This window comes from Luteimonas pelagia, assembly GCF_054776035.1.
Window position 1 is genome coordinate 279857 of record NZ_BAAHCG010000002.1, and the last position, 23961, is coordinate 303817.

The 23961-nt window shown below is 72.9% G+C and carries 22 protein-coding genes; 7 read left to right on the top strand and 15 right to left on the bottom strand.

The window, feature by feature from the left end; all coding sequences use genetic code 11:
- Nucleotides 1-183 precede the first annotated feature (183 nt).
- The 4 genes from ACYU7H_RS06435 to ACYU7H_RS06450 all read right to left on the bottom strand — a co-directional run bounded on the left by ACYU7H_RS06435 (nt 184) and on the right by ACYU7H_RS06450 (nt 4209).
- Nucleotides 184-582 carry a DoxX family protein gene (locus tag ACYU7H_RS06435; RefSeq protein ID WP_460813329.1) on the bottom strand — a complete coding sequence of 133 codons (399 nt, stop codon included), beginning with the start codon at nt 580-582 and terminating at the stop codon, nt 184-186.
- 44 nt (nt 583-626) lie between these two features.
- Nucleotides 627-1382, bottom strand: a complete 756-nt coding sequence (locus ACYU7H_RS06440; protein WP_460813330.1) for a general secretion pathway protein GspB — start codon at nt 1380-1382, stop codon at nt 627-629.
- On the bottom strand, nt 1382-3013 hold the full coding sequence (locus ACYU7H_RS06445; RefSeq protein ID WP_460813331.1) for an ExeA family protein: 1632 nt from the start codon (nt 3011-3013) through the stop codon (nt 1382-1384). The genes ACYU7H_RS06440 and ACYU7H_RS06445 overlap by 1 nt, the downstream gene beginning before the upstream one ends.
- 236 nt (nt 3014-3249) lie before the next feature.
- Nucleotides 3250-4209: an EamA family transporter gene (locus ACYU7H_RS06450; RefSeq protein WP_460813332.1), complete on the bottom strand. Its 960-nt coding sequence runs from the start codon at nt 4207-4209 to the stop codon at nt 3250-3252.
- 205 nt (nt 4210-4414) lie between these two features.
- Between ACYU7H_RS06450 and ACYU7H_RS06455 the strand changes: the two genes are divergently transcribed.
- Entirely contained in the window at nt 4415-5305 is an 891-nt protein-coding gene (locus ACYU7H_RS06455; protein ID WP_460813970.1) for a DMT family transporter, read from the top strand.
- A gap of 31 nt (nt 5306-5336) precedes the next feature.
- On the opposite strand, the gene ACYU7H_RS06460 is transcribed toward ACYU7H_RS06455, so the two are convergent.
- Nucleotides 5337-7154, bottom strand: a complete 1818-nt coding sequence (locus ACYU7H_RS06460; protein ID WP_460813972.1) for a DUF885 domain-containing protein — start codon at nt 7152-7154, stop codon at nt 5337-5339.
- A 113-nt stretch (nt 7155-7267) separates the two neighbouring features.
- Here ACYU7H_RS06460 and ACYU7H_RS06465 point away from each other — a divergent pair, with 113 nt between their 5' ends.
- On the top strand, nt 7268-7621 hold the full coding sequence (locus ACYU7H_RS06465; RefSeq protein ID WP_460813333.1) for a GFA family protein: 354 nt from the start codon (nt 7268-7270) through the stop codon (nt 7619-7621).
- A 12-nt stretch (nt 7622-7633) separates the two neighbouring features.
- On the opposite strand, the gene ACYU7H_RS06470 is transcribed toward ACYU7H_RS06465, so the two are convergent.
- The 6 genes from ACYU7H_RS06470 to ACYU7H_RS06495 all read right to left on the bottom strand — a co-directional run bounded on the left by ACYU7H_RS06470 (nt 7634) and on the right by ACYU7H_RS06495 (nt 15007).
- Nucleotides 7634-8545, bottom strand: coding sequence for an SDR family oxidoreductase (locus tag ACYU7H_RS06470; RefSeq protein ID WP_460813334.1), 912 nt, complete (start codon nt 8543-8545; stop codon nt 7634-7636).
- A gap of 65 nt (nt 8546-8610) precedes the next feature.
- On the bottom strand, nt 8611-11565 hold the full coding sequence (locus ACYU7H_RS06475) for an EAL domain-containing protein (RefSeq protein ID WP_460813335.1): 2955 nt from the start codon (nt 11563-11565) through the stop codon (nt 8611-8613).
- A gap of 27 nt (nt 11566-11592) precedes the next feature.
- Nucleotides 11593-11886 carry a hypothetical protein gene (locus ACYU7H_RS06480; protein WP_460813336.1) on the bottom strand — a complete coding sequence of 98 codons (294 nt, stop codon included), beginning with the start codon at nt 11884-11886 and terminating at the stop codon, nt 11593-11595.
- 153 nt (nt 11887-12039) lie between these two features.
- Nucleotides 12040-12858, bottom strand: coding sequence for a peptidylprolyl isomerase (locus ACYU7H_RS06485; protein WP_460813974.1), 819 nt, complete (start codon nt 12856-12858; stop codon nt 12040-12042).
- Nucleotides 12859-13045: 187 nt separating this feature from the next.
- Nucleotides 13046-14308 carry a polyhydroxyalkanoate depolymerase gene (locus ACYU7H_RS06490; RefSeq protein ID WP_460813337.1) on the bottom strand — a complete coding sequence of 421 codons (1263 nt, stop codon included), beginning with the start codon at nt 14306-14308 and terminating at the stop codon, nt 13046-13048.
- 99 nt (nt 14309-14407) lie between these two features.
- The gene (locus ACYU7H_RS06495) at nt 14408-15007 is read right to left on the bottom strand and encodes a class I SAM-dependent DNA methyltransferase (protein WP_460813338.1); all 600 of its coding nucleotides are present in this window, start codon (nt 15005-15007) and stop codon (nt 14408-14410) included.
- 239 nt (nt 15008-15246) lie between these two features.
- Between ACYU7H_RS06495 and ACYU7H_RS06500 the strand changes: the two genes are divergently transcribed.
- Nucleotides 15247-15669, top strand: coding sequence for a CopD family protein (locus tag ACYU7H_RS06500; RefSeq protein ID WP_460813339.1), 423 nt, complete (start codon nt 15247-15249; stop codon nt 15667-15669).
- Nucleotides 15670-15684: 15 nt separating this feature from the next.
- Here ACYU7H_RS06500 and ACYU7H_RS06505 read toward each other — a convergent pair whose 3' ends face one another.
- Complete coding sequence (locus ACYU7H_RS06505; RefSeq protein WP_460813340.1) at nt 15685-17301, bottom strand: alkaline phosphatase; 1617 nt, start codon at nt 17299-17301, stop codon at nt 15685-15687.
- Nucleotides 17302-17426: 125 nt separating this feature from the next.
- Between ACYU7H_RS06505 and ACYU7H_RS06510 the strand changes: the two genes are divergently transcribed.
- Nucleotides 17427-17912 (top strand): acyl-CoA thioesterase, encoded by a 486-nt coding sequence (locus tag ACYU7H_RS06510; RefSeq protein WP_460813341.1) that lies wholly within the window; start codon nt 17427-17429, stop codon nt 17910-17912.
- A gap of 74 nt (nt 17913-17986) precedes the next feature.
- Here the strand turns inward: ACYU7H_RS06510 and ACYU7H_RS06515 are convergent, their stop codons facing one another.
- Both ACYU7H_RS06515 and ACYU7H_RS06520 read right to left on the bottom strand, forming a co-directional pair.
- Nucleotides 17987-18664: a C40 family peptidase gene (locus ACYU7H_RS06515; RefSeq protein WP_460813342.1), complete on the bottom strand. Its 678-nt coding sequence runs from the start codon at nt 18662-18664 to the stop codon at nt 17987-17989.
- Between the two features lie 121 nt (nt 18665-18785).
- Complete coding sequence (locus ACYU7H_RS06520; RefSeq protein WP_460813343.1) at nt 18786-19403, bottom strand: C40 family peptidase; 618 nt, start codon at nt 19401-19403, stop codon at nt 18786-18788.
- 96 nt (nt 19404-19499) lie between these two features.
- Here ACYU7H_RS06520 and ACYU7H_RS06525 point away from each other — a divergent pair, with 96 nt between their 5' ends.
- On the top strand, nt 19500-19994 hold the full coding sequence (locus ACYU7H_RS06525; protein WP_460813344.1) for an FKBP-type peptidyl-prolyl cis-trans isomerase: 495 nt from the start codon (nt 19500-19502) through the stop codon (nt 19992-19994).
- A gap of 181 nt (nt 19995-20175) precedes the next feature.
- Here ACYU7H_RS06525 and ACYU7H_RS06530 read toward each other — a convergent pair whose 3' ends face one another.
- On the bottom strand, nt 20176-21159 hold the full coding sequence (locus tag ACYU7H_RS06530) for an FG-GAP repeat domain-containing protein (protein WP_460813345.1): 984 nt from the start codon (nt 21157-21159) through the stop codon (nt 20176-20178).
- Nucleotides 21160-21414: 255 nt separating this feature from the next.
- Here ACYU7H_RS06530 and ACYU7H_RS06535 point away from each other — a divergent pair, with 255 nt between their 5' ends.
- Both ACYU7H_RS06535 and ACYU7H_RS06540 read left to right on the top strand, forming a co-directional pair.
- Complete coding sequence (locus tag ACYU7H_RS06535) at nt 21415-22674, top strand: DUF418 domain-containing protein (protein ID WP_460813346.1); 1260 nt, start codon at nt 21415-21417, stop codon at nt 22672-22674.
- Nucleotides 22675-22700: 26 nt separating this feature from the next.
- On the top strand, nt 22701-23954 hold the full coding sequence (locus ACYU7H_RS06540) for an NAD(P)/FAD-dependent oxidoreductase (RefSeq protein ID WP_460813347.1): 1254 nt from the start codon (nt 22701-22703) through the stop codon (nt 23952-23954).
- The last annotated feature ends 7 nt before the right edge of the window (nt 23955-23961 follow it).

Below are 23961 nucleotides of genomic sequence, written 5' to 3' on the forward strand. Positions count from 1 at the left end.
GCGCCTGTAGAGGCGCTCCTACGGTGGTCATCGAATCCCCGTAGGAGCGGGCCTACGCCCGCGAAGCGCGCGAACGACCGCGGCGCGCCGTCGCGCCGGCGCGGAGGCGGGCGCGTGGTGGTATCTGGATCCCGTAGGAGCGGGCCTACGCCCGCGATCGGCGCTTGCGGTGAAGCCTGGTGCTCAGCGCTGGTTGGCGGAGAAGCGTCCCGGTCCGAGCAGCGTGACCGCGATGGCCGAGAACAGGAACATGCCCTGCAGCTCCAGCGCCCAGCCCCCGCTGCCCGTGAGCCGGCCGATCTCGCCCATGTGCGCCAGCCAGATCGCGAACAGCATGTTGACCGCGACCAGCGTCCCGCCGATCCGTGCATGGAAGCCGGCGATCAGCATCAAGGGCGCGACCACCTCGCCGATGTAGACGCCCCACGCGAGCATGCCGGGCAGGCCACGCGCTTCCAGCATGTCCTCGATGCCGCCCGCGCCGCCGCGCAACTTGGCGATGCCATGCAGCAGCACCAGGATGCCGAGTGCCACGCGGAGCACCAGCCGCCCCACGTCGTGTTCGGTACTCGCGTTGCTCATGTCGTGCAGGCCCCCTTGGATTGGCGACGGATGATCGCCCGGACTCAGCGCAGCGACAAGCGCAGCAGGATGCCGTTCCAGGCCAGCAGCACGTCGTCGCGCCGGATGGCGTCGACCACCAGTTCGCCGGCGCGATCGCCCTCGCCGAGGCGCTGGCCGTCGACGATCACGAATCGACGCGCGGGTTCCTCCGACCACATGTGCATGCTGACCTTCAGCGGCGGCAGCGCGCGACGCTGCACCGGCGTCAGCTCGGCGAGCGTGAGCGGGGCGCCGGTCGCGGTTGGCGGAGGCGGGGGCGCGACTGGCGCGGCCTCCGCGAGTGGCCGCACGCTGGAAGCCGCGGGCACCGTGGACGGGCCGGACGCCCCCGCAACGGCGTCGGCGACGGTCGGCGAGGCACGGGTGTCCCTGTCCGCGTCGCGCTCGACGGCCGCGTCGGTGTCGGCGGTGGCGGCGACGGGCGGCGTCGCGACGCTGCGGACTTCGCCCGCGCCCGGAGCGATGACGATGTCCGCCACGGGCGCGGTGTCGGTCGCACCGGCGGCAGGGGACACGTCGACCGTGTCGGGCGGCGACGCGGATTCCAACGGCACGGTGCCCCACGGACGCGCCACGAGAAGCCACGCAACGGCCAGCGCGAGCAGCAGCAGCGCAGCGCTCGTCCATGCGCGGTTCCAGCGCGGCGCCGCGATGGCATGGCGGCTGGCGACCGGCGGCAGTTCGGTCTGCAGGTCCGGCGCTTCGCCGCGACGCCGCTCGGCTTCCGACTTGCGCAGCGCTTCCAGGATCAGCGACATCAGCGCGGATCCCCGAGTTCACGCGCCAGGCGCGGGCCGTCTTCCGCCACGCCGAGCGCCATCAGCGTCTCCGGGCCGGCGATGCCGTCCGCGGCCAGGCCGCGGGCCTGCTGGAAGCGCAGGATGGCCTGGCGCAGTCCGGCGTCCGACAACGCCCGGCCGGGCATGCCCAGCCGGGCGAGGATCCAGTCGCGCGCGGGTCCGGTGGGCGCGGTGGCCGAACCGTCCGCCCATGGCGCCAGCGCCTGCGGACCTCGCCAGGCGGTGACGAAGCGCAATGCGCCGGCGCGCTCGAGCACGCTGCGCTCGACCTCGCCCTCGGCGTCCCCGAGCCGCACCCGCGCCCGGGTCGCGTCCAGTCCCGTGAGCAGCACCCAGCGATCGGCCGTGTCGTCCATCGCCAGCAGCGCGGGCCGCCCGAGCGTCGCGATCCGTTCGGCGGAGGCCCGGCCCTGGACGCAGTACAGGCCCGGCGCGAGTACCGGGATGCAGGCGCGCCCGGGCGGCAGCGGCGCGCGGGCGTCGTCCGCGTCCCACCGGGCAAGCAGCGCGCGCCACGCCAGTTCGGGCGCGGGTACGCCGGCGAGCACCTCCTCGAAGTCCGCGACGGTCCAGGCGGCGATCGCGGGCGGCGGCGCCACCGCTGCGGTCGCGGGCGCCGTCGCCGCCGCTCCCGGCACGTCCACCGCACCCGGGGCGGCGGTCGCGTCGTTCCCGCGTGTCCTGGACAGCGCCAGCACGAGGGATGCCGCGACCAGCGCGACGCCGGCCAGGGCCAGGGCCGAACGCAGGCGCCAGGGCGGCCGGACATCGCGGGGCCCGCCCAGCGCCTCGTCCGCGGCACGGTCCACCGTGCGCGCGTCGATCGTGGCCAGGTCGCGCGCATAGCCCGCGAGCAGGGCGCGTTCGGCGATCACGTTCACCAGCCGGGGGACGCCGCCCGCGCGCGCATGCACGCACCTGACCGCCCGGGCGTCGAACGGGAACCGTTGGCCGCCGGCGACCCGGAAGCGGTGGCGCATGTATGCGCCGGTCTCGTCGGCGTCCAGCGGCGTGAGGTGGAAGCGCGCGGTGATGCGCTGCGCGAGCTGGCGCAGGTCCGGGCGCGCCAGCAGGTCGCGCAGTTCCGGCTGTCCCAGCAGGACCACCTGCAACAGCTTCTGGGTGTCGGTCTCGAGATTGGTCAGCAGGCGCACCTGCTCGAGCGCATCGACCGACAGGTCCTGTGCCTCGTCGATGATCAGCACCACGCGCTGGCCATCGGCGTAGGCGCGGAGCAGGTAGGCGTTGAGCGCGTCGACGAGCGCCTTGCTGCTGCCGCGCCGGCCCGCGATGTCGAGGTGGAGCTCCTCGCAGATCGTTTCCAGCAGTTCGACCGGGCCCTGGCGCGGATTGAGCACCAGCGCCACGCGGGTGTCCGCCGGCAACTGCTCGAGCAGCAGGCGGGACAGCGTGGTCTTGCCGGTGCCGACTTCGCCGGTCAACTGCACGAATCCGCCGCCACCGCCCTTGTCGATGCCGAAGGTCAGGTGCGCCAGCGCGTCCCGGTGCCGCTCGCCGAGGAAGACGAAGCGCGGGTCGGGCGTGATCGAGAAGGGCGGCGCGTCGAGGCCGTAGTGCGCGAGGTACATCAGGCTGGCGGGACGGGCGGACGGAGGCCCGGCCGGTAGCCTGCCACATCGCGCGCCGCACCGCGCCACCCGCGGATCGCCTGCAGGGCCCCGTGGCCCCGCCTCCCCGTAGGAGCGCACCTACGTGCGCGCTTGGCGCAGGTGGCTGGTGTCGCGGGCCGGGCCCGTTCGCGGGCGCAGGCCCGCTCCTACGTTTGGACGATCGCCCCGTAGGCGCCATCCGTGATGCGGGTGCTTCAGTCGACAATCGCCTTCGCCTCGGAGGTGGCCAGCGTTTCCGGATGCTCCAGCCGCCGGGGCCGCACCAGCAGCGGATGCACGAACACCGCGGCCAGGATGATCGCCACGCCCACGTAGAACACGTTCGCCAGCTCGTGCTGCTCGCCCAGCAGCACGATCGCCAGCAGGATCGCGTACACCGGCTCCAGGTTCACCGCCAGCTGCGCCGAGAACGCGCTCATGTGCCGCAGCGCGACCAGGGACAACGCGAACGGGAACAGCGTGCAGGCGAGCGCGAGCAGCAGCAGGTACACCGCGTCCATGCCCGCCGGGACGACCAGCAGCGGACCGGCGAAGGCCGGGAAGATCGCCGGCATCAGCGGCGCGAGCAGGGTCAGCGCGGCGGTGCCGGCGGCCAGCTCGATCGCGGTGATGGTCAGCGGATCGCCCTGGTCGCCCACCGTGTCCACCAGCCGCTTGTTGAGCGATCCGAAGAAGGCGACGAACAGCGCCGACAGCGCACCGACCACGATGCCCAGCCGCATTTCGTCCGGTACGCCGCCCACCACGAAGGCCACGCCCGGGATGACCGCGATGCCCAGCATCAGGTCGCGCGGCCGGAACCGCGTCTTCGCCAGCCAGGGTTCGACCAGCGCGGTGAACACCGTCGCCAGCGCGATGCAGGTCGCGGCGACCGAGGCGTTCGCCAGCTTGATGGCGCCGTAGAAGGTCAGCCAGTGCAGGCCGACGAGCACCCCGATGCCGACGTACGCCCACAGCAGCCGCGTCGGCATCGCCCGCAGGCCGCGCCACACCCGCGGCACCAGCGCGAGCGCGGCGACCACGAGCAGCATGCGCCACCACACCAGCGGCAGGGCGGGCAGGGTGATGAGCTTGCCGAGGATGGCGGTGAAGCCCCAGAGCAGCACGCAGAAGTGGATCTGCAGCTGGGCGCGGGCGGTGTCGGTCAGGGGCATCGGCATAGTGTTGCAGAGGCGCGGCCGCCGGTCCCGGCCGCCGGCCCGTCCATGCGTGGAATGGTGATTCCCGCCGCGGAACCGGTCGCCGCACTACCGCGCGCCCGGGGTGCCGGGAGACAATGCGCCGCCCCGCGTCCGGAAGTCCGACATGCCCAGCGCCGACCCCCGCGCGGCGACCCCCGCGACCACGCCGAACGCACCGGTGCCCGCCGATGCCGCCGCGGGCCTGGTCGCCCCGGTGCAGGCCTGGCTCACGCCCGTCGAGCTGGCGGTCCTGGCGGCGATCTGGGGCGCGTCCTTCATGTTCCAGCGCATCGCCGCGCCCGAGTTCGGGACCATGGCCCTTGCCGAGCTGCGCCTGGCGTTCGGCGCGCTCGTCCTGCTGCCGTTCCTGTGGCGCGACCGGGCCGCGATCGCGCCCGGCCTCTGGCCGAAACTGGCGCTGATCGGCGCGATCAACTCGGCGGTGCCGTTCGCGCTGTTCGCGTGGGCCTCGCAGCATGCCCCGGCCGGCATCGTGGCGATCACCAATGCCACCGCGGTGCTGTTCACCGCGCTCGTCGGCTTCATGTTCTTTTCGGAGGCGATCGGCTGGCGCCGCGGCGCCGCGCTGCTGGTCGGCTTCGCCGGCGTGGTCGTGCTCACCGGCGGGAAGACCGCGGGCGCGACGCTCGGCTGGGCGGTGGCCGCCGGATGCGCGGCGGCCTTCATGTACGGCATCGGCGTGCACCTGCTGCGCCGGCACCTGGCCGGCCTGCCGCCGGCGGCGGTGGCCGCGGCGACGCTGTCCTGCTCGGCGCTGCTGCTCGCGCCCATGGCCGCATGGCAATGGCCGGAGCGTGCCGTCTCCATGCCCTCGTGGCTGTCCGCGCTCGCGCTCGGCGTGCTCTGCACCGGGCTGGCGTACGCGCTGTACTACCGCCTGGTGCAGCGCGTGGGGCCGGCGCGCGCGGTGAGCGTGACCTACCTGGTGCCGCTGTTCGCGGTCGGCTGGGCCTGGTGGCTGCTCGACGAGCCGCTCACGGTGCCCATGGCGATCGCCGGGGCGCTGATCCTGGGCAGCGTGGCCTTCAGTCAGCGCGCCGCGCGCTGAGCGCGACGCGCCGGCGGCCGGGGCGGGCCGCTCAGCGGATCGGCTCGCCCAGCATCAGCTGGCGCACGAAGCGCACCGGTGGCGCGCCGTAGGACAGCACGCGGTCGTGGTAGTCCTTCAGGTCGAAGGCCGCGCCCTGCTTCGCCTCCCAGGCCGCGCGCGTGTCGAAATGTTCCTGCGCGCCGACGAAGTAGGTCGCCAGCTGGCCCGACGACAACTGCGCGCGCGTCCACTTGCCCTCGGCTTCGCGCTCCTGCTGGAAGGTCTGCCGGACCATCAGGTCCATGGCCTGTTCCTTGGTCCAGTTCTCGACATGCACGCCCTGGTCGAGGATCGCGTTGGCCACCGCCCGGGCGTAGAACTTGAGCTGCATCAGGCGGAACAGCGGGTCGCGGTCCAGGTATCCCGCGTCGGCCATCATCCGCTCGGTGTAGACGGCCCAGCCTTCGGCGAAGGGTCCGGAGCGGAGCACTGCGCGCAGGACGGACGGGTGGTCGGCCGAATGCGCGCCCTCCAGGTAATGCCCCGGCATCGCCTCGTGGATGGTGAGCACGTGGATCAGGCGCTTGTTGTACTCGCGCAGGAACGAGTCGACCTGCGCGTCCGTCCAGTCCTCCGGGATCGGCGAGATCGCGTAGTAGGTGTCCAGGCCCTTGTCGAGCGGGCCGGGCGAGTCCGCGTAGGCGACGGCGAAGCCGCGCTGGAACTCCGGCATCAGGATGATCCGCACCGGGTCCTCGGGCACGGTGACCAGGTCCTTCTCCCGCACGAAGCCGGTGGCCACGTCCAGCGTGTGCGTGGCGAACTCCACCACCTTGTCGCGGTCGGGCTTGTCGGCGTACGCGCGTTCCAGGGCGGCCTCGATCACCGCCTGCTGTTGCGTGGCGTCCGGGGCGTCCGGCATCGCGGGCGCATCCGGCGAACCGGCCAGCACCTGGCGCGAGACGTCGTACATCTCCGCGCGCACGCGCGCCAGTTCGTCGACCGCCCGCTGGCGGATCTCCTGCCGCGACAGCGAGGAATTGAGCGAATAGCGCAGCTTCTGGTCATAGAGCGCGGCGCCGATGCGGAAGTCGCCGCCGGCGTGCGGCACCAGCGTGCCGTCGAGCCAGGCCTGGTGCTCCTCGACCGCGGCGCGCGTGGTGGCGATGGCCGCGTCGAGCCGGGTTCGTTCGTCGCCGGACAGCGCGTCCGCGTTGGGAACGATGAACGTGTCGATCAGCGTGAGCACGCCCTTGTTCTGTTTCGCCACCGTCTGCGCGTGCGTCGGCGGGACGCGCGCCGGATCGAGGTTCGCGCGCGCCTGCGCCAGCAGCACGGGCAGCTTCTCCATGCGCGCGGTGGCCGAGCGCATGCGGTCGGGCAGGGGCGCGAACTCGCGCGCCATCAGGCTGTAGATCGCACCGCCCGCCAGCGCGCTGTACATCTGCGGGTCCCAGGCCCAGCTCTCGAAGGTCTCCAGTTCCCACAGCCGGCCTTCGAGGTCGTTGCGCATGATCAGGGCGTCGACCTGGTTCTCGCGCGACAGGGCGTCGCGCTCGATCGCGTCCAGGCCCGCGAGCAGGGACCGCGCCAGCGCGGCCATGCGCGCCCGGCCGGCCGCGCTCCAGTCGTCCAGCTCGGAATCGAAGCGGTGGTCGCCGATCCCGGTCGCGGCCACGGGGGCCAGCGCCAGGCCTTCGTCGAGGTAGCGGGTGGCCAGCGCGGCGAACGCGGCATCCGCCGCGGACTCGGCGGGCTCGGCGACGACCGTGTCGCCCCCCGTCGCGGCGGGCGTGCCCACGGTCTGGCAGCCGGCGGTCATGGCGGCGAGCAGGGCGGTGGCGAGCACGGTGAGGCGCTTCGGCATGGGGTGCATGGCATCGGTCCGGGTCGGGCGGCCCCGCAGCATAGGCGGGGCGTGCCGCCCGCGCATCGTGCAGCGCGGTAGCATCGGCGTCCCACGCCGGACGGGACGGGACCATGGCCAGGCATGACGGAAGCTGCCACTGCGGGGCGATCGCCTTCGAAGTCGAGGGCGAGATCGGCACCGTGATCGACTGCAACTGCTCGCTGTGCCGGCGGCGCGGCGGACTGCTCGCCTTCTTCCCGCGCGAAGCGCTCGTGCTGAAGACGCCGGAGACGGCGCTGTCGACCTACACCTTCAACAGGGGCCATATCCGCCACCACTTCTGCGCGACCTGCGGCATCGCGCCCTTCGGCGAAGGCACCGACCCGCGCAGCGGCAAGGCGATGGCCGCGGTGAACGTGCGCTGCCTGCCCGGCGTCGACCTGGACGCGCTCGAGGTCAGGAAGTACGACGGCGCGTCGGCCTAGGGCGGCATTCGGTCACGCGGAGATGTGCCCGCCGCCGTTGACGTGGATGATCTGCCCGGTGACGTAGCTGGCGTCGGCCGAGGCCAGGTACACGTACGCGGGCGCCACCTCCGCCGGCTGCCCGGCGCGCTTCATCAGCGTGTCCTTGCCGAATCGCGCGACGTGCTTGCGGTCGAAGCTGGCGGGGATCAGCGGTGTCCAGATCGGCCCCGGCGCGACGGCGTTCACCCGGATCCCGCGGTCGGCCAGCTGCTGCGCCAGCGAGAAGGTCAGGGCCTGGATCGCGCCCTTCGTCGCCGCGTAGTCGATGAGCGTTTCGTGGCCGCGCGTGCCGGTCACCGAGCCGGTGTTGATGATGCAGCCGCCGTCTTCCAGGTGGGGCGTCGCGGCCCCGCAGAGGTGGATGAACGAGAAGACGTTGGTCTCGAAGGTCGTGCGCACCTGCGCGGGCGTGAGTTCCTCCGGGGCGTCCACCGGGAACTGCATCGCGTGGTTGTTCACGAGCACGTCCAGGCGCCCCAGGCCCTTGACCGTGCGTTCGACCACGCGCGTGCACTGCGCCGGCCGCTTCAGGTCGCCGCGCAGCAGCAGGCAGGCCTGGCCCTCCGCCTCGACCAGACGCCGGGTCTCCTGCGCGTCACGATCCTCCGACAGGTATGCGATGGCCACGTCCGCGCCCTCGCGGGCGAAATGCACCGCCACCGCGCGGCCGATGCCGCTGTCGCCGCCTGTGACGAGGGCCACCCGCCCCGCGAGGCGGCCGCTTCCCTCGTAGCCGTCGCGGATCGTGACCGGTTCGGGCCGCATGCGGGACTGGCGCCCGGGTTGCCGCCGCTGCGTCTGCGCCGGCTGCCGCGCCGGCTTCGCCGTGGATGACGCGGCGTCCTTGCGGACGGGGCGCTCGCGCTTGGACCTGCCTGCCATGGGCACCTCGCGGGATTGGGGCGCTCGCAGTGTGGATGCGGCCCCGGCAACGCGGAGTGACAGGCTCAGGCGTCGCGCAGCGCCTGCCAGTGGGCGACCGGCTGGGGGCGCCCGTAGAGGAAGCCCTGCCCGCAGGTGCATCCCATGGCCACGAGGGCGTCGTGCTGCGTTTCGGTTTCCACGCCCTCGGCGACGATCTCGATGTCCAGGGCGCGGCCGAGGGCGAGGATGGCCTCGATCATCGCCGTCGCCCGCCTGGGGTCGGAGTCCAGCGCCGCGGTGAAGCTGCGGTCGATCTTGATCGCGCGCAGGGGGAACCGGTGGACGTGGCTCAACGACGAATAGCCCGTGCCGAAATCGTCGAGCGCCGCGCCGACGCCGGCCGCGTCCAGCCTGTGGAGGGTGTCCACGACCTTCGTCGGCTCGCGCAGCAGCGTGCCCTCTGTCACCTCCAGGCGCAGCCGCGCCGGGCTGAAGTCCGTGTCCTTCGCCAGCGCGAGCAGGCGGTCGCTGAAATCGTCGTACCGGAACATGCGCGGGGACACGTTGAGGCTCAGGCACGCATCACCCGTGACCAGCCCGGCGGCGCCGCGCATCGCCGCCGCGTACATCTTCCAGTCGATCGCCTCGATCAGCCCGCTGTCCTCGGCGACGCCCAGGAACTCGCCCGGTGCGAGCAGCCCGCGCGCGGGATCGCGCCATCGCACCAGCGCCTCGTAGCCGATCGTCGTCCGGTCGGACAGGCGCACGACGGGCTGCAGCCAGGGTTCGAACTCGTCCGCGTCGATCGCGCGGCGCAGCGCCTGCTCGGTCTCCAGCGCGTCCATCGCCGAATGCTGCATCGCTTCGTCGTAGAGCTCGAAGCGGCCGCGCCCGGCGTCCTTCGCGCGGTACAGGGCGATGTCCGCGTCGTGCAGGACCTGGTCGCTCGCGGTGTAGGACGCGTCCACGATCGTGATCCCGATGCTGGCCGACACCTGCAGCCGCCGGCCGCCCGCCTCGAGCGGCGCGGACATGCTCGCGAGCACGCGCTGCGCGACCTTGGTCGCGGTCTCGGGCATCTGCACGTGCTCGAGCAGGATCGCGAACTCGTCGCCCGCCAGCCGGGCGACGACGTCCGGCTCGCGCACGCACGACGCCAGCCGGCGCGCGACCTCCTCGAGCACCGTGTCGCCGGCGCCGTGCCCGAGGCTGTCGTTGAGCAGCTTGAAACGGTCGACGTCCACGTACAGCAGCCCGAACCCGGCCGCATCGCCGCGGCGAACGCGCGCCAGCGCCCGTTCGATGCGGTCATGCAGGTAGCGGCGGTTGGGCAACCCCGTGAGCGCGTCGTGCATGACCTGGTGCTGCAGCTGCGCCTCGATCCGCTCGCGCTCGGCGATCTGCTCGCGCAACTCCGTGGTGCGGACCTCGACCCGGCGCTCGAGGTCGGCATTGGCGCGGCGCAGCAGCTCCGCGGCCCGCCGGCGCTGGAGGCTGTTGGCGACCTGGGACGCGACGAACGTGAGCAGCTCGACGTCGCCCTGGTCGTAGGCGTCCTCCGACTCGTAGCTCTGCACGACGATCGCGCCCATCGGGCCGTTGTCGCCCGGCAGCGGGACGCCCAGCCAGGCGCGGGTCGGCGTGCCGACCATCGACGCGGCGATCTCGCCCCGCTCGACCAGCGCCTGGCCTTCGGCCGGCCCGATGCGCAGCGGCGCGTTCGTGCGCAGAACGTATTCGGTCAGGCCACGGCCCGACGCCCGGGGCGACCAGTCGCGCTCGAACGCATCCTCCGCGTAGGGGAACGACACCAGGCGTCCGTCGTCGGAAAGCAGTGCGACGAAGAAATTCCGGGCGTCGATCAGGCCGCCGATGACGGCATGGACCTCGCGGTAGAAGGCCTCCTTGTCGGTCTCGCCGTCGGCGTCGCCGCCCGCGAGCGCCGCGATCCGGTAGAGCGCGGCCTGCAGCAGTTCCCCGCGCTGGCGCTCGGCGACCTGCCGCTGCAGTTCCTGGTTCGTGTCGGCCAGGCGCGCGGTGCGCTCGCGCACCTGCTGTTCGAGCGCGTCGCGGCCGCGGCGGCGTTCAAGTGCGGTCAGCACGTGCTCGGCGACGAACGACAGCAGGGACATCTCGCCCCGCGTGTAGCGCTTGATCGGCTCGTAGCTCTGCACGACGAGCATGCCCTGCACCTCGCCGTCGCGCAGCATGGGCACGCCGAGCCAGTCGAAGCTGTCGGCGCCGTGCAGGTGCAGGGGGCCATCGACCTGCGTGGCGAGCTCGCTGGCACGGCCCATCAGCGGGCGCCGGCCGCGCACCAGGTGCCAGCTCAGCCCGCGCTCGATGTCCGCGAGCCGGAACTCCTGCCCGTGCACGGGCCCGGATTCGTCGACCATGTCGACGTAATAGAGGAATCGCAGGCTGTCGCGCTCCTTGTCGTACAGCGCGATGTAGAAGTTCTCCGCGTACATGAGCTCGGCGACGATGCGGTGCAGGTGCCGCAGCATCTCGTCCATGTCCAGGTCGGAGCCGGCGAGGTCCGCGATCGCGTAGAGCGCGCGCTGGAGCTGCTCGGCCTGCTCGAGGCGGGCGATGGTCGCCTGCCGTTCCTGCGCCGCGAGCACTTCGCCGAGCCGCGCGCCGGCGAGCGCCCGGGCCTCCGGCGGCAAGGCCACGCCGCGGGGCGCCTGCAGCACGGCGATCCCGCCCCTGCCGTCGTCGTGCAGCACGCGCATCCCGACCGACGCCTCCGCGTCCGCGTCGTCACCGGCGCGATGCGCTTCCAGCGCCGCCGCCACCGCATGGCGGAGCGCGGCGGGATCGCCCGGGGGCAGGGCGTCGAGATCGCCGGGCCAGTCGGTGGCCCACAGGACGCGGGCGTCGGGTCCCGCGTGGCGCAGCACCGCCTGCGCGACGTCCGCGGGCGTCGTGGCGGTCAGCAGTTCATGCGCGAGCGCGTGCACGGCGGCGGGCACCGGGCCCCGGGGCGCGGTGGTTGCCGGTTGGGCATTCGGCCGTCGATCCTGCGTGGTCTGCATGCGCCTCCCCCCGAAGGCGGCGGGACGTCAGTCCTCGCCTTCCTCGAATTCCAGCAGCAGGTCCATGTCGAAGGCGAGCGCCTCGGCCGTCTGGCGCGCCTTCCTGGCGGTGGATGGATTCGGCGCCTCGATCTCGATCGCGTGCACGTCCGGCCCGCCGACGTCGCTCAGTCCGGCGGAACTCGAGTCCGCGTCGTCGAGGTGGGGCATCAGGTCGTCGACCTCCTCGACGTGCTCGATCCCGTCCAGGCTTTGGAGCAGGTTCATGAACGCGCGTGCCCGGTCCTCGCTGCCCGTGACGCGCAACCGCAATGTCGGCATGGTCCTACCCTCTGTGGGCCGCGCCGTGCGCGGCGTGGAACATCAAAGGCTAGGGATCGGCGGGCAAATGCGATGTGACGAACCCCGGAGTTTTGGCCATCCCGGCACCGGGTGCCCGGCCTTCGCTGCCAATGTGTGCCGCCGATCTCCGCGTCAGGGCGCCTCGCGCACCGGGACGGGCACGTTGCACAGGTCGATGTGGCCGGACGGGCGCTTGTACCAGTCGTCGCGCCGGTTGCGGCGGGCCTCGACGAGTTCCGCGAACAGCGGGGTGTCGGTGCGCAGGACCTGCACGTCCGTGCGCTCGGCGGCCGGGACGCCGGATGCCAGCCGGATGGACCGGATCGGCGTCCGGCGCGCGGGGTCCTCGTAGAACCCGAGGGCGCCGGTGCCGCGCGGCAGCACCGAGAGCAGTTCCATGCCCTGGAGCACGCGGCCGACCGTGGTGATGTTGCGGTCCAGCTGCCGCGGCGACTGGCCGATCACCACGTACAGCTCCGTGCCGTTGCTCGAATCGGCGCCCATGTCGCGGCCGGCGCCGAGCGTTCCGTAGCAGTGGGCGAGCCAAGCCTGGCCGGTGGCGGGATCGCGCGCCGCCGGGAAGCCGGCGCTGAAGCCGACCTCCGGCGCCCAGCCGTCGAGGTCGGGCAGCACCGTGAAGGGCAGGCCTTCGGCGGGCGTGGTGAATTCCGCCGGCAGCGCGCCGCGGGCGTCGCCCAGGGGCCTGCGGTCGGCGTCCGCTTCCGCCGCGTCGCCCCACTGGACGACGAAGTTGTCCTGCGACCGGTTGATCGACAGCCCGTCCCAGTAGCCGCCGCGGGCGAGGGCGCGGATGTTGGCCACGTGCGCTGGCGCGAAGCGCGGCGCCAGTTCGATCACCACGCGGCCCGCGTCGAGCTCCATGTACAGCACGTCGTCCGGATCCGGCGTGCGCCAGTCCGCGTCGCTGGCCGCCTCGAGGATCTCGCCCATCGTGCGCGCGGGCGTCGCGTCCGGAGCGGGCTCCGCGATCGTGGCCGCCTGCGTGCCCGTGCACGCACCCAGCAGGGTGGCCAGGGCGAGGCCGAGGGGGGCGTGGACGGCGGGACGGGTCATCGCGGCGCTCCGGATCGTGGAGGCCGCATTGTGCACGACGGGCCGGCGGACCCGGCCGCGTGGCTCAGGCGCCGTCGGCGGCGGCGATGAAGTCCCGCACCCGCGGGTAGACCTGCGTGCGCCAGCGTCGGCCGCTGAAGATGCCGTAGTGGCCGGCGCCCGGAACGGTGTAGTGGTCGCGCGCGCCGTCGTCGACGCCCGTGCACAGCGCGTGCGCGGCGCGTGTCTGGCCCTCGCCGGAGATGTCGTCGAGTTCGCCCTCGATCGTCATCAGCGCGGTGTCGCCGATCGCCTCCGGCCGAACGCGCTCGCCCCTGACGTGCCACGTCCCGCGCGGGAGCGCGAACTCCTGGAACACCGTGCGCACGGTGTCGAGGTAGTACTCGGCCGGCATGTCGAGCACCGCGTTGTACTCGTCGTAGAAGCGGCGGTGCGCGTCGGCGTCGTCCAGGTCGCCCTTGACCAGGTCCTGGTAGAAGTCCCAGTGCGACATGAAGTGCCGCTCCGGGTTCATGGCCATGAAACCCGCGTGCTGCAGGAAGCCCGGGTACACGCGGCGCCCGCGCCCCGGATAGTTCGGCGGCACCAGGTGGATCAGGTTGGATTCGAACCACCACATCGGCTTCTGGGTGGCGAGGTTGTTGACCGCGGTGGGCGACTCGCGCGGGTCGATCGGCCCGCCCATCAGCACCAGCGAACGCGGCACCGGCTCGCCGCGCGCGGCCATCAGCGACACCGCGGCCAGCACCGGCACCGTCGGCTGGCAGACGCTGACCACGTGCACGCGGTCCATGCCCGCCGCCCCGCCGATCACGCGCAGGAAGCGCTCGATGGTCGCCACGTAGTCGTCAAGCGTGAACGCACCGGCCTCCGCCGGCACCATGCGTGCATCGACCCAGTCGGTGATGTAGACCTTGTGGTCCGGCAGCATCGTCCTCACGGTGTCGCGCAGGAGCGTGGCGTGGTGCCCGGACAGTGGCGCCACCAGCAGCACGCTCGGCTGGCCGCGCAACGGCCCGATGCCCGCGTCCCGGTCGGTGTAGCGCTTGAAGCGCAGCAGCCGGCAGAAGGGCGTCGCGTCCACCTCGCGCTCGACCACCGGGTGCGCGACCCCGTCGATCTCCACCGAATGGATGCCGAACTCCGGCTTCTCGTAGTCCTTGCCGATCCGGTACAGCAGCTCGTTCGCCGCGGCCACGCGCTCGGACCCCGGCAGCCGGGACATCCAGCTGCCCGCCTCGGAGAACGCGCGCGCGTTGGCGTCGGCCCAATACGTGAAGGGCGCGAGGAACGCGCGCCCGAACTCGTGGAACTGGTAGAGGAACATCGGCGGCCGTCGATCTACGGGTGCTGCGCCGCAACATAACCGATCGCGCCGACCGCGTTGTGAACCTGTGCCCGGTTCCGGAAGCCCGCCGCGGCGGATTCAGCCCGGCACTTCCAGCGCCGCCACGCGGCCGGCGAGCGCCGGCGACAGCCAGCAATGCGATCCCAGGGGCCGGAACCCGACGGCCTCGAACCGCCGCCGGTAGAACGCCGCCGGCCGCGCGAAGAACCCGTGCCCGTCCCCGATCGCCCCGTCCCCGCGCGCGAAGGTCTCCAGGAACGCCACGCCCCCGCACAGCTCGGCCAGACCCGCCAGCCCACGGTCCAGCTCCCGCGCAGGCAGGTAATGCATCACGTCGCTGCACACCAGCAGGTCCACCGGCCCGCACGGCCGCAGTTCCGCGAAGTCACCGAACCGCGCGTAATGCACCCCGCGCCGCGCCGCGAAGCGCCGCACCGCGTACTCGCTCGAATCGAACCCCAGGTACGCCACGTCGGGCCGCAGCTTCCGCAACGGCGCCCGCCACGCCCCCTCGCCACACCCCACATCGAGCACCGACCGCACCGGCCGCTCCAGGTGGTACTCCGCCGTCGCCACCGCCAGCGCCACCTTCCGCGCCAACCGCGCCGCCCCGCCGATCCCGCCCCCGCGGTACCAGCGATCGAAATACGCCTTGTCGTACTGCTTTTTCTTCGCCATCAGACGTGCCCAAATTCCGCCGCTCTTGATCGAGTGTGCCGCGAAAACGGGCAGGGGAGGACGTGCGATACCGCCACGCGGGACCGTTCGCGACATGGATGTCGCGACCGAGCCTCCATGGATGGATTCACGGCGTGTCCCGTGTGGCGGTTTCGTACGGCCTCGCCCCCGGAATGTCACCGGTGCCGCGACTCGGTGCAAACTCTGCGCAGCACTCGCCACGAACCGGGGACAACAGCATGCAGGCCTACTTCTGGACCAAGACCGCCCACCTCGTCTTCGTCATGGCCTGGATCGCCGGCGGCTTCTACCTCCCGCGCATCCTCATCAACCTCGTCGAAGCCGGCGATCACCCCCAGGTCCGCGACCGCCTGCTCCTCATGGGCCGCCGCCTCTACCGCTTCGGCCACGTCATGTTCGGCCTCGCGTTCGTCCTGGGCCTCGTCCTCTGGCTGCATTTCGGCATCACCGGCGCCTGGCTGCACGCCAAGCTCGCCCTCGTCGCCCTGCTGCTCGCCCACTTCATCGTCGCCGGACGCTGGCTCAAGGGTGCCGCCGCCGGCCGGACGTTGCCCACGACGCGCACCCTGCGCTGGTTCAACGAGATCCCCGTGCTGCTGCTGGTCGGCGTCGTCTACCTCGTGCTCTCCAAACCCTTCTGACCCCCGGGCCGCGCGTCAGCGCGCGGCGCGCTCGAAGTCGGCGGGCCGCGGCAACTCGACCGGCACCCCGTCCGCGTTGCACGTGCCCGCCGCGCACAGCCGGTCGCGCAGGGCCGGCGTCGCCTGCACCAGGAAGTGGAACAGCACGTTCTGCTCCACGCTCCCGCGCACGGCCGCCGCGCCCGGCCCGCGCGCCCAGACGCCGACGTCCTCGCCACCGTGAGTCTCCGCGCGCATCGGCACCGTGGCCTGCTGCCGGTAGCCGACCGCCGTGGTGTCCGCGTCAGAGGGATCCGAGCGCGCGCCCGCGATCGCCCCCGGCCCGTTCGCGTAGCCCAGCGTCGTGTACGGCTTGCCGTCGTCCGCCAGCGCCGCCGCGTCCGCGCCGGCCTCGCGCACCGTGCCGAGGATCGGATTGCCGCGCGCCGGATAGCCCGCGAACGTCATCACGTGCGAATGGTCGGCGGTGACCAGCACCAGCGTGTCGTCGCCCGTCATCGCGTCCGCCACGGCCACCGCGTCGGAAAAGGCGACCGTCTCGCGCAGTGCCCGGTGGGCGTTGCCGTCGTGGTTGGCGTGGTCGATGCGTCCACCCTCGACCAGCAGGACGAAACCGTCGCCGTCGCGCTGCAGCCGCGCGATCGCCGCGCGCGTCATGTCCGCCAGGCTGGGGACGCCCTCGCCCCGCTCGGTCTCGTAGGGCAGGTCGCTCGGCGCGAACAGGCCCAGCACCTTGTCCGCGCCCGACGCCGTGGCGAGTTCCGACGCGTTCGCGACCAGACGGCCGCCCGGATGGCGCGCGCGCCATTCCGCGAGGAGGTCACGCCCGTCGCGGCGCCAGCCGTCCTGGTCGGCGGGAACGAGGACCTCGCCATCAGGCAGGAACGGGCCCCATCCCCCGGCCAGCGCGACCTCCGGGCCATCGCCGAACGGCGTCCCGACGAACTGGGCCGCGATGTCCGCGCACCCCGCGGCGCGCGCCTCCGGCGCCATGCCACTGTCGGCCTCCCAGCCGCGGTGCGGCACGTGCGCGTAGGTCGATGCAGGCGTCGCGTGCGTCAGGCGCGTCGTGGTGACGATGCCCGTCGCCAGGCCGGCGCTTTCGGCGAGCTCCAGGATCGTCAGCAATTCGTTGCCGGGCGTGCCCGCGCAATCGCCCTCGGCGACGCCCTGGCCGACGCCGACATGCCCGATGCGGGTCTTCGCGCCGGTCGCGATCGCGGTCATCGTGCCGGCCGAGTCCGGTGTCTGCGCGTCGGTGTTGTAGGTGCGCGAGAGCGCGGTGTGCGGGAAGCGCTCGAACGCGAGCTGGTGCTCCTCGCCCGGGGCGCCCCCGCGCTGCCCGGCGAGGATCCGCGCGGCCGCCACGGTCGGCAGGCCCATCCCGTCGCCGACGAACACGATCACGTTGCGCGCATCGCCGCGCATCGCGCCATTGGCGGCGGCGCGTGCGGCGCCGGCGCGATACCACCAGTCCGCGCTCTCGCCGCCCGGGCGTGAGATGGCCGGGACGTCGACGGGCGCGACGCCGCCCTGCCGCGGGCCGGCTGCGATATCGCGCGGCGTGGACGTGCCGGCGCAGGCGGCGAGCAGGGCAGCGGCCGCGGCCGGGGCGATGCGGGTCGGACGCATTGGAAATCCATGTCGTTTCGCGGCCGGGCATTATGCCGGCGGTCGCCGGCGCCCGTTCCGGCATGCACGCCGCGTTCCCGCGCGTGACGCGACGATCGGCGCCCACACGAGTGCCGGGGGCGCCGATGCCAGGCCAACGCGAACTTGAAATGCGCTTCCTCGCCGAGCCGGCCGACGTGAATTACGGCGGCAAGGTGCATGGAGGGGTGGTGATGAAGTGGATCGACCAGGCCGGCTACGCGGCCGCGGTCGGGTGGAGCGGGCGCTACTGCGTGACCGTGGCGGTGGGCGGCATCCGGTTCCTGGCCCCCGTGCGCATCGGCGACCTGGTGACGGTGCGCGCCACGCTGGTGCTCACCGGCCGCAGCAGCATGCACTTCTCGGTCGAGGTCTCGGCGCGTGACCCAGCGCAACCTGGTGCGGCGCGGCTGTGCACGCACTGCATGATCGTGTTCGTCGCGCTCGACGGCGCCGAGGGCGCGCCTGTCGAGGTGCCGTCCTGGCAGCCGGACAATGACGCGGACCGCCGCCTCGCGGACTACGCGCGCAAGGTCATGGCGCTGGGCAAGGGCATCGAGGAGACGATCGAACAGGCCAGGGCGGGGGCGTGACCCCACCTGCCCGGGGGCCCGGAACGAAGAAGGCCGCCCGGTGGGCGGCCTTCGCGCATTCCCGTCGGCGCGGGTCAGCTGCCGGTCGCGACGATCCGGCGGCCCGACATGAAGCGGCCCGCCCAGTAGCCACCGTCCAGGCGCGAGACCATCACGTCCTTGCCGCGGCTGGGCGCGTGGACGAACTGGCCTTCGCCGACGTAGATGCCGACGTGGTCGACCTTCCCGCGGCGGCCGAAGAACACCAGGTCGCCGGCGGCCAGCGCACCGCGCTCGGCGACCAGCTGGCCGGTGCGGGCCTGGTCGCGCGACACGCGCGGCAGGTCGATGCCCAGGGTGGTGCGGAAGACGTAGCCCACCAGCCCGCTGCAGTCGAAGCCGCGGTCCGGCGACGTGCCGCCCCAGCGATAGGGCGTGCCCAGCAGGGCGAGGGCGCGCTGCAGCAGGCTCTGCACGCGGCCCGCTTCGGCGGTGCCGGCCGCATTGGCGGTGCTCGACGTCGTCTGGGACGGCAGCATGTGCGTCACGTCGCCGCCGGCCATCGGGGTGCGGTCGGGCAGGGCGGGCGCGTCGGCGCCGTAGGCCGGTGCCAGCGCGGCGAGCGCGGCGGCCTCGTCGGCGGACATCTGCACGACGGGCGCGGCGACGGCGGGCGCGCCGAAGACGGCGAGCGCGGCGGCGAGGAGGAGACGGTTCGGGGCCAGGCGGGCCTGGCGGGCGGCGGAGCGGCCGGGGCGGAAAAGGATCGTCACGCGGCGGTCACTTGATGAAAGTGGCGTGATGGTGCCCGAGGTTTCGGCCCCGTGGGTTCAAATTCCGTTAAAAATTCGTGAACCCGAGGGTGGCCCGGTTCACGTTTTTCGATCGCCGGGGTCAGTCCAGGACCCGCCGGGCGCCCGTGTAGTGGTCCCGCCAGTACGGCCCGTCGAGGTGGTCCAGGCGCACCGTGCCGCCCGTGCTGGGCGCATGGACGAAGCGCCCCTCGCCCACGTAGATGCCCACGTGGAAGACCTGGCCGCCGCGCCCGAAGAACACCAGGTCGGCCGGCGCCAGCCGCCGGGCGTCGACCCGCGGTCCCTGGTAGGCGGCGAGGGCCCGCGAGGTGCGGGGCAGCTGGAGGTCGAGCATGTCGCGGAAGACGAAGTTCACCAGGCCGGAGCAGTCGAAGCCGCCGTCCGGCGTGTTGCCGCCATAGCGGTAGGGCGTGCCGACCAGGCCGATGGCGCGGATCAGCACCGCGTTGGCCGCCGCCGGATCGGCCGGCGCGACGCGTGCCCAGTCGCCGCCGGCGTGCGACGTGGCGGGGGACGGGGCGCGGACCACTTCGCCGCCGCCGCAGCCGGCCAGGAGTCCAATCGCCAAGAACGCGGCAGCGCGCATCGCCGGGGCGCAGGGGCGGACGGAGACAACGGCGCGGCGCGCCCGCGTTGCGGTGGCGCGTGGGGGGCCGGGATAATGCGTGGCCCGGGTGGCCTTCGGGTTCGCCTGCATCGCGGCCGAGTGTGGCCGATCTCCCGCGGATCCGCCAAGTGGCCCGGCAGCACCGTCGCCGGCCCGGCTTCCGCCATCCCCGAACGAGACCCCCGCATGAAGATCGAGAAGGACCGCGTCGTCCGCTTCCACTATTCCGTCAACGAGCAGGCCGCCCACGCGTCCGGCCAGCCGGCGATGGAATCCTCCGAGGGCCGCGACCCGCTCGCGATCCTGGTCGGCCACGGCAACATCATCCCGGGCCTGGAGGAAGCGATGGAAGGCCGCGAGGCGGGCGAGAAGTTCGGCGTGGACGTGCCCGCCGGCAAGGCCTACGGCGAGCGCCGCGACGGCCTCTCGCAGCGCGTGCCCAAGAAGCACTTCGGCGCGCAGAAGCTGTCGCCGGGCGACCAGGTGGTGCTGAACACCAACTTCGGCCCGCGCGCGGTGACCATCCAGAAGGTGGGCATGACGGTGGTCGACGTCGACCTCAACCACCCGATGGCCGGCAAGGACCTGCATTTCGACATCGAGATCGTCGAGGTGCGCGAGGCGACGGCCGAGGAGATCGACCACAAGCACGTCCACGGCGAGGGCGGCCACCAGCACTGATCCGCGCGTCCGGGAAAGGTGCCCCGCTTCCGCGAGGTCGCGGGGCGCATCGGCTTCGTGGCCGAACCCGCGCGGGCGGGGCCCGGCGGTCCCGGTCGTGTTGCGTGTGCCCTGTCGGCATCCGCGCGGCAGTCGAGCCGGGTGCAGGCCGGCGCGCACGCGCACGCGTCAGGTCAACGGGCTAGTAGTCCCACTGTTGGCCCCAGCAGCCGAAGTAGCCGGCGGGGACGCCATCGACGTCCCATGGCCCCTGGACCGTGCTGACCGCCAGGGGCAGCGCGGCGTAGCCCGAGCGCCAGACGACGTTCGCGCCGTTGTCGCAGCGGCGCCACAGGATGTCGGCACGCCCGTCGCCGTCGTAGTCCCCGGAGCCGACGACGTCCCAGAAGGGGAAGTCGCTTCCACCCTGTGTCGCGACCGCGCGCTGCGTGGCCGAATTCGCCGCCAGCCAGATCGTGTTCCTGCCGGTATAGACGTTGTGCCACAGGACGTCCGCCTTGCCATCTCCGTTGTAATCACCGGTGCCGAAGATGAGCCAGGCGTTTCCGGACACGTTCGTCACGTCCTGCGCATTGGCGGCGACGCCGGAACGCCAGATCACGTTCTCGCGCGTGTCGTAGTTGTGCCACAGGACATCGTCGCTCCCGTCGCCGTCGAAATCGCTGTTCCCGAACACGAGCCATGACCACCCGACCATGGCGTGGACCTTCTGGCGGTTCGCGGGATCGGCCGAGCGCCAGATCGTATTGGCGCCCGTCGCGTTGTTCCGCCACAGGAGATCCGCCTTTCCATCGCCGTTGTAGTCGCCCGAACCGACGACGGCCCACTCCAGGTTCGTCACCGCCGGGACGCGCCGGGGCGTCGCCGAGTTGCCGGAACGCCAGATGATGTTCCCGCCGGTGGACGTATTCCGCCAGAAGACGTCCGACCGACCATCGCCGTCGTAGTCGCCCGTGCCTTGGACCATCCAGTCGGTGGACAGCGCCGCGATGGCCTGGCGCGTCGTTGCGTCCGCGGACAGCCAGATGGTGTTGCCACCCTTGAAGCGTTGCCGCCAGAGGATGTCCGATCTCCCGTCACCATTGAAATCGGCGCCGGCGAGGGGCAGGGGAAGCGAAAGCGTGGCCAGGCCGGCCAGGGTGAAGGCTGCTGCGATCGTTCTCATCGTCGACGTTCCTTGTGGTCGCCCCCCGGCGGTCTCGACCGGGCGCCCCGCGGCAGGGATGTCCCGCAGGGGACAAGGCCGACGGTGCGTCCGGTCCTGCCAGCCAACGCCGCTCGATGGGCGGGGCGGCCAGCCGTCACGGGCCCGCGGTTCCCCCCGGCACGGCTCCCGGAAGGAAGTGCGTCCCGGTGCCCGTGGTGGGCGTCGGCGGGCGATGGCAACATCCGCCGTCCTGCGACGCGCCGGGGAGGGCGCATGTCCACGTCCACCCGGCTGGCGCCGGTCGCGCCCGGCGAGCGCATCGAGGCGCTCGACGTGCTCCGGGGCTTCGCCCTGCTGGGCATCCTGCTGATGAACATCGAGGCCTTCGTCGGCCCCGTGTTCGGCACCTATGGGGGGCTGGATCCCGCGCTCACCGGCTGGGACCGGGTCGCCGACGCGCTCGCGTACGTGCTGGTGCAGGGGAAGTTCTACCCCCTGTTCTCGCTGCTGTTCGGGATGGGGTTCGCGGTGATGCTGGCACGCGCCCGCGGCGCCGGCAGGCCGTTCGCCGGGCCGTACCTGCGCAGGACGCTGTCGCTGCTGGCGATCGGGTTGGCCCATGCGCTGCTGGTCTGGTCGGGCGACATCCTCGTGACCTATGCACTGGTCGCGCTGGTGCTGCCGGTGTTCGCGGACACGCCGGTGCGCCGGTTGCCGCGCTGGGGCGTGGTGGTGGCCCTGCTGCCGGCGGCGGCCGCGCTGGCGGGCGGGCTGGCCGGGACCGCTGCACAGGGCGATCCGGCCGCGGCCGCCGACCTGGCGCGCGAGCTGGCGGCGCTGCAGCGGTCGATGGACGACGCGGTCGCCGCGCAGCATGCCGCGCAGGGCGGGACGGACTACTGGGCGGCCGTCACGCGCCGGGTCGAGGACGTCCGCCTTGTCCTCGGCTACCTGCCCGTGACCGGCGCGTCGGTGCTGGGCATGTTCCTGCTGGGCACGTGGTTCGTCCGCAGCGGCGCGATCGCCCGGCCGGGCGACTTCGCGGGGCTCTACGCGCGACTGCGCTGGATCGCGTTCCCGGCCGGGCTCGGGCTGATGCTGCTGTCGTTCGGGCTGGTGCCCACCGTCCGGGCCGACCGCCTGGATGCGGTATCCGCCATGGCGGCGGCGCTCGCCGGCGTCGCCGGGCTGCTGATGTGCCTGGGCTATCTCGCGTGGGTGCTGCGCGGCCTCGAGTCCTCCGGTGGCGCCGGGCGCGTGCTGCGCCTGCTGGCGCCGGCGGGCCGCATGGCGCTGACCCACTACCTGCTGCAGTCGGTCCTGTGCACGTGGCTCTTCTCCGGCCACGGCCTGGGCGGATTCGAGGCGCTCCCGCGCGGGTGGCAGATTCCCTTCGCGGCGGCCCTGTTCGCGCTGCAGGTCGCCGCCAGCCACTGGTGGCTCGCACGGTTCCGGTTCGGTCCGATGGAATGGCTCTGGCGCAGCGTGACCTATGCGCGCGTGCAGCCGATGCGCCGGGCGCGCGCCGCCTGACCGGTTGCGCGCCCTACACTTCGCGCATGCAACGCGATGACGTGATCGTGGTCGGTGCCGGCGTGGTCGGCCTGGCCTGCGGGCTGGCGCTGGCCGAAGCCGGCCGCGGCGTGCGCGTGCTCGACGCCGGGGGGGTGGGCTCCGGCAGCTCGCACGGCAACTGCGGCACGGTCACGCCCAGCCACGCACCCCCGCTGGCCGCGCCCGGGATGGTCGCGACCGCGTTGCGCATGATGGTGCGCCCGGACGCGCCGCTGTACATCCGGCCGCGGTTCGACCCGGTGCTCTGGCGCTGGCTCTGGCGCTTCGCGGCGCGCTGCAACGCCGGCGACCATGCGGCCAGCGCGCGCGCCAAGGCCGCGTTGCTGCACGACTCGCGCGCACGGCTCGACGACTGGGTGCGCGAGTTCGGCCTGGACTGCGAGTTCACCGCGTCCGGCGAGGACTACGTGTTCCGCGACCGTGCGCGGTTCGAGCATGAGCTTTCGGAACTGCCGCTGCTCGAATCGCTCGGCATCCGCGCGGAGGTGGTGGACGGCCCGGCATACGAAGCGATGGAGCCGGCGATGCTGCCGGGCGTGGCCGGTGCGATCCGCTTCGCCGGCGATGCGGCGCTGCGGCCCGACCGGTACGTGGCCGAACTGGCGCGTGCGTTGCGCGACCGCGGCGGTCGCGTGGAGGAATCGCGCGCGGCCAGGGCGCTCGGTGTCGACCGCGATGGCGTCCGCGTCGAGACGGCCGACGGGGTGCTCCACGCGGGCGAGATCGTGGTCGCGGCCGGCGCCTGGACGCCGCGCCTCGTGGCGACGCTCGGCGCCGGCTGGCTGTCGCGGGCGATGCAGCCGGGCAAGGGCTATTCGATCACCTACACGCGTCCCCAGGTGGTGCCGTCGCGCCCCCTCGTGCTGCGCGAGCGCGCGGTCTGCGTGACCGCCTGGGGCGGCGGCTACCGGCTCGGCAGCACGATGGAATTCTCCGGCTACGACACCCGGCTCAACGTGCGCCGCCTCGCGGCGCTCGAGCGCGGCGCGCGCGAATACCTGAGGACGCCGGTCGGTCCGGAGGTGCGCGAGCGCTGGTACGGCTGGCGCCCGATGAGCTGCGACGACATCCCCATCCTCGGACGGCTGCCGGGTCACCGGCGCGTCTGGCTGGCGACCGGGCACGGGATGATGGGCGTGGGCATGAGCGCGGCCACCGGACAGCTGCTGGCCGACCTGATGACGGGCGCGGTGCCGGCCATCGATCCCGCGCCCTACAGTCCGCTGCGCTTCGCCTGACCGCACA

What these genes read in the sequence shown, in the direction of transcription:
- ACYU7H_RS06495 (WP_460813338.1), bottom strand. Translation starts at nt 15,007, where the DNA reads ATGGCGAAGAAAAAGCAGTACGACAAGGCGTATTTCGATCGCTGGTAC.
- ACYU7H_RS06450 (WP_460813332.1), bottom strand. Translation starts at nt 4,209, where the DNA reads ATGCCCCTGACCGACACCGCCCGCGCCCAGCTGCAGATCCACTTCTGC.
- ACYU7H_RS06505 (WP_460813340.1), bottom strand. Translation starts at nt 17,301, where the DNA reads ATGCGTCCGACCCGCATCGCCCCGGCCGCGGCCGCTGCCCTGCTCGCC.
- ACYU7H_RS06490 (WP_460813337.1), bottom strand. Translation starts at nt 14,308, where the DNA reads ATGTTCCTCTACCAGTTCCACGAGTTCGGGCGCGCGTTCCTCGCGCCC.
- ACYU7H_RS06480 (WP_460813336.1), bottom strand. Translation starts at nt 11,886, where the DNA reads ATGCCGACATTGCGGTTGCGCGTCACGGGCAGCGAGGACCGGGCACGC.
- ACYU7H_RS06540 (WP_460813347.1), top strand. Translation starts at nt 22,701, where the DNA reads ATGCAACGCGATGACGTGATCGTGGTCGGTGCCGGCGTGGTCGGCCTG.
- ACYU7H_RS06520 (WP_460813343.1), bottom strand. Translation starts at nt 19,403, where the DNA reads ATGCAGGCGAACCCGAAGGCCACCCGGGCCACGCATTATCCCGGCCCC.
- ACYU7H_RS06535 (WP_460813346.1), top strand. Translation starts at nt 21,415, where the DNA reads ATGTCCACGTCCACCCGGCTGGCGCCGGTCGCGCCCGGCGAGCGCATC.
- ACYU7H_RS06525 (WP_460813344.1), top strand. Translation starts at nt 19,500, where the DNA reads ATGAAGATCGAGAAGGACCGCGTCGTCCGCTTCCACTATTCCGTCAAC.
- ACYU7H_RS06440 (WP_460813330.1), bottom strand. Translation starts at nt 1,382, where the DNA reads ATGTCGCTGATCCTGGAAGCGCTGCGCAAGTCGGAAGCCGAGCGGCGT.
- ACYU7H_RS06530 (WP_460813345.1), bottom strand. Translation starts at nt 21,159, where the DNA reads ATGAGAACGATCGCAGCAGCCTTCACCCTGGCCGGCCTGGCCACGCTT.
- ACYU7H_RS06460 (WP_460813972.1), bottom strand. Translation starts at nt 7,154, where the DNA reads ATGCCGAAGCGCCTCACCGTGCTCGCCACCGCCCTGCTCGCCGCCATG.
- ACYU7H_RS06445 (WP_460813331.1), bottom strand. Translation starts at nt 3,013, where the DNA reads ATGTACCTCGCGCACTACGGCCTCGACGCGCCGCCCTTCTCGATCACG.
- ACYU7H_RS06470 (WP_460813334.1), bottom strand. Translation starts at nt 8,545, where the DNA reads ATGGCAGGCAGGTCCAAGCGCGAGCGCCCCGTCCGCAAGGACGCCGCG.
- ACYU7H_RS06500 (WP_460813339.1), top strand. Translation starts at nt 15,247, where the DNA reads ATGCAGGCCTACTTCTGGACCAAGACCGCCCACCTCGTCTTCGTCATG.
- ACYU7H_RS06510 (WP_460813341.1), top strand. Translation starts at nt 17,427, where the DNA reads ATGCCAGGCCAACGCGAACTTGAAATGCGCTTCCTCGCCGAGCCGGCC.
- ACYU7H_RS06435 (WP_460813329.1), bottom strand. Translation starts at nt 582, where the DNA reads ATGAGCAACGCGAGTACCGAACACGACGTGGGGCGGCTGGTGCTCCGC.
- ACYU7H_RS06475 (WP_460813335.1), bottom strand. Translation starts at nt 11,565, where the DNA reads ATGCAGACCACGCAGGATCGACGGCCGAATGCCCAACCGGCAACCACC.
- ACYU7H_RS06465 (WP_460813333.1), top strand. Translation starts at nt 7,268, where the DNA reads ATGGCCAGGCATGACGGAAGCTGCCACTGCGGGGCGATCGCCTTCGAA.
- ACYU7H_RS06485 (WP_460813974.1), bottom strand. Translation starts at nt 12,858, where the DNA reads ATGGGCGAGATCCTCGAGGCGGCCAGCGACGCGGACTGGCGCACGCCG.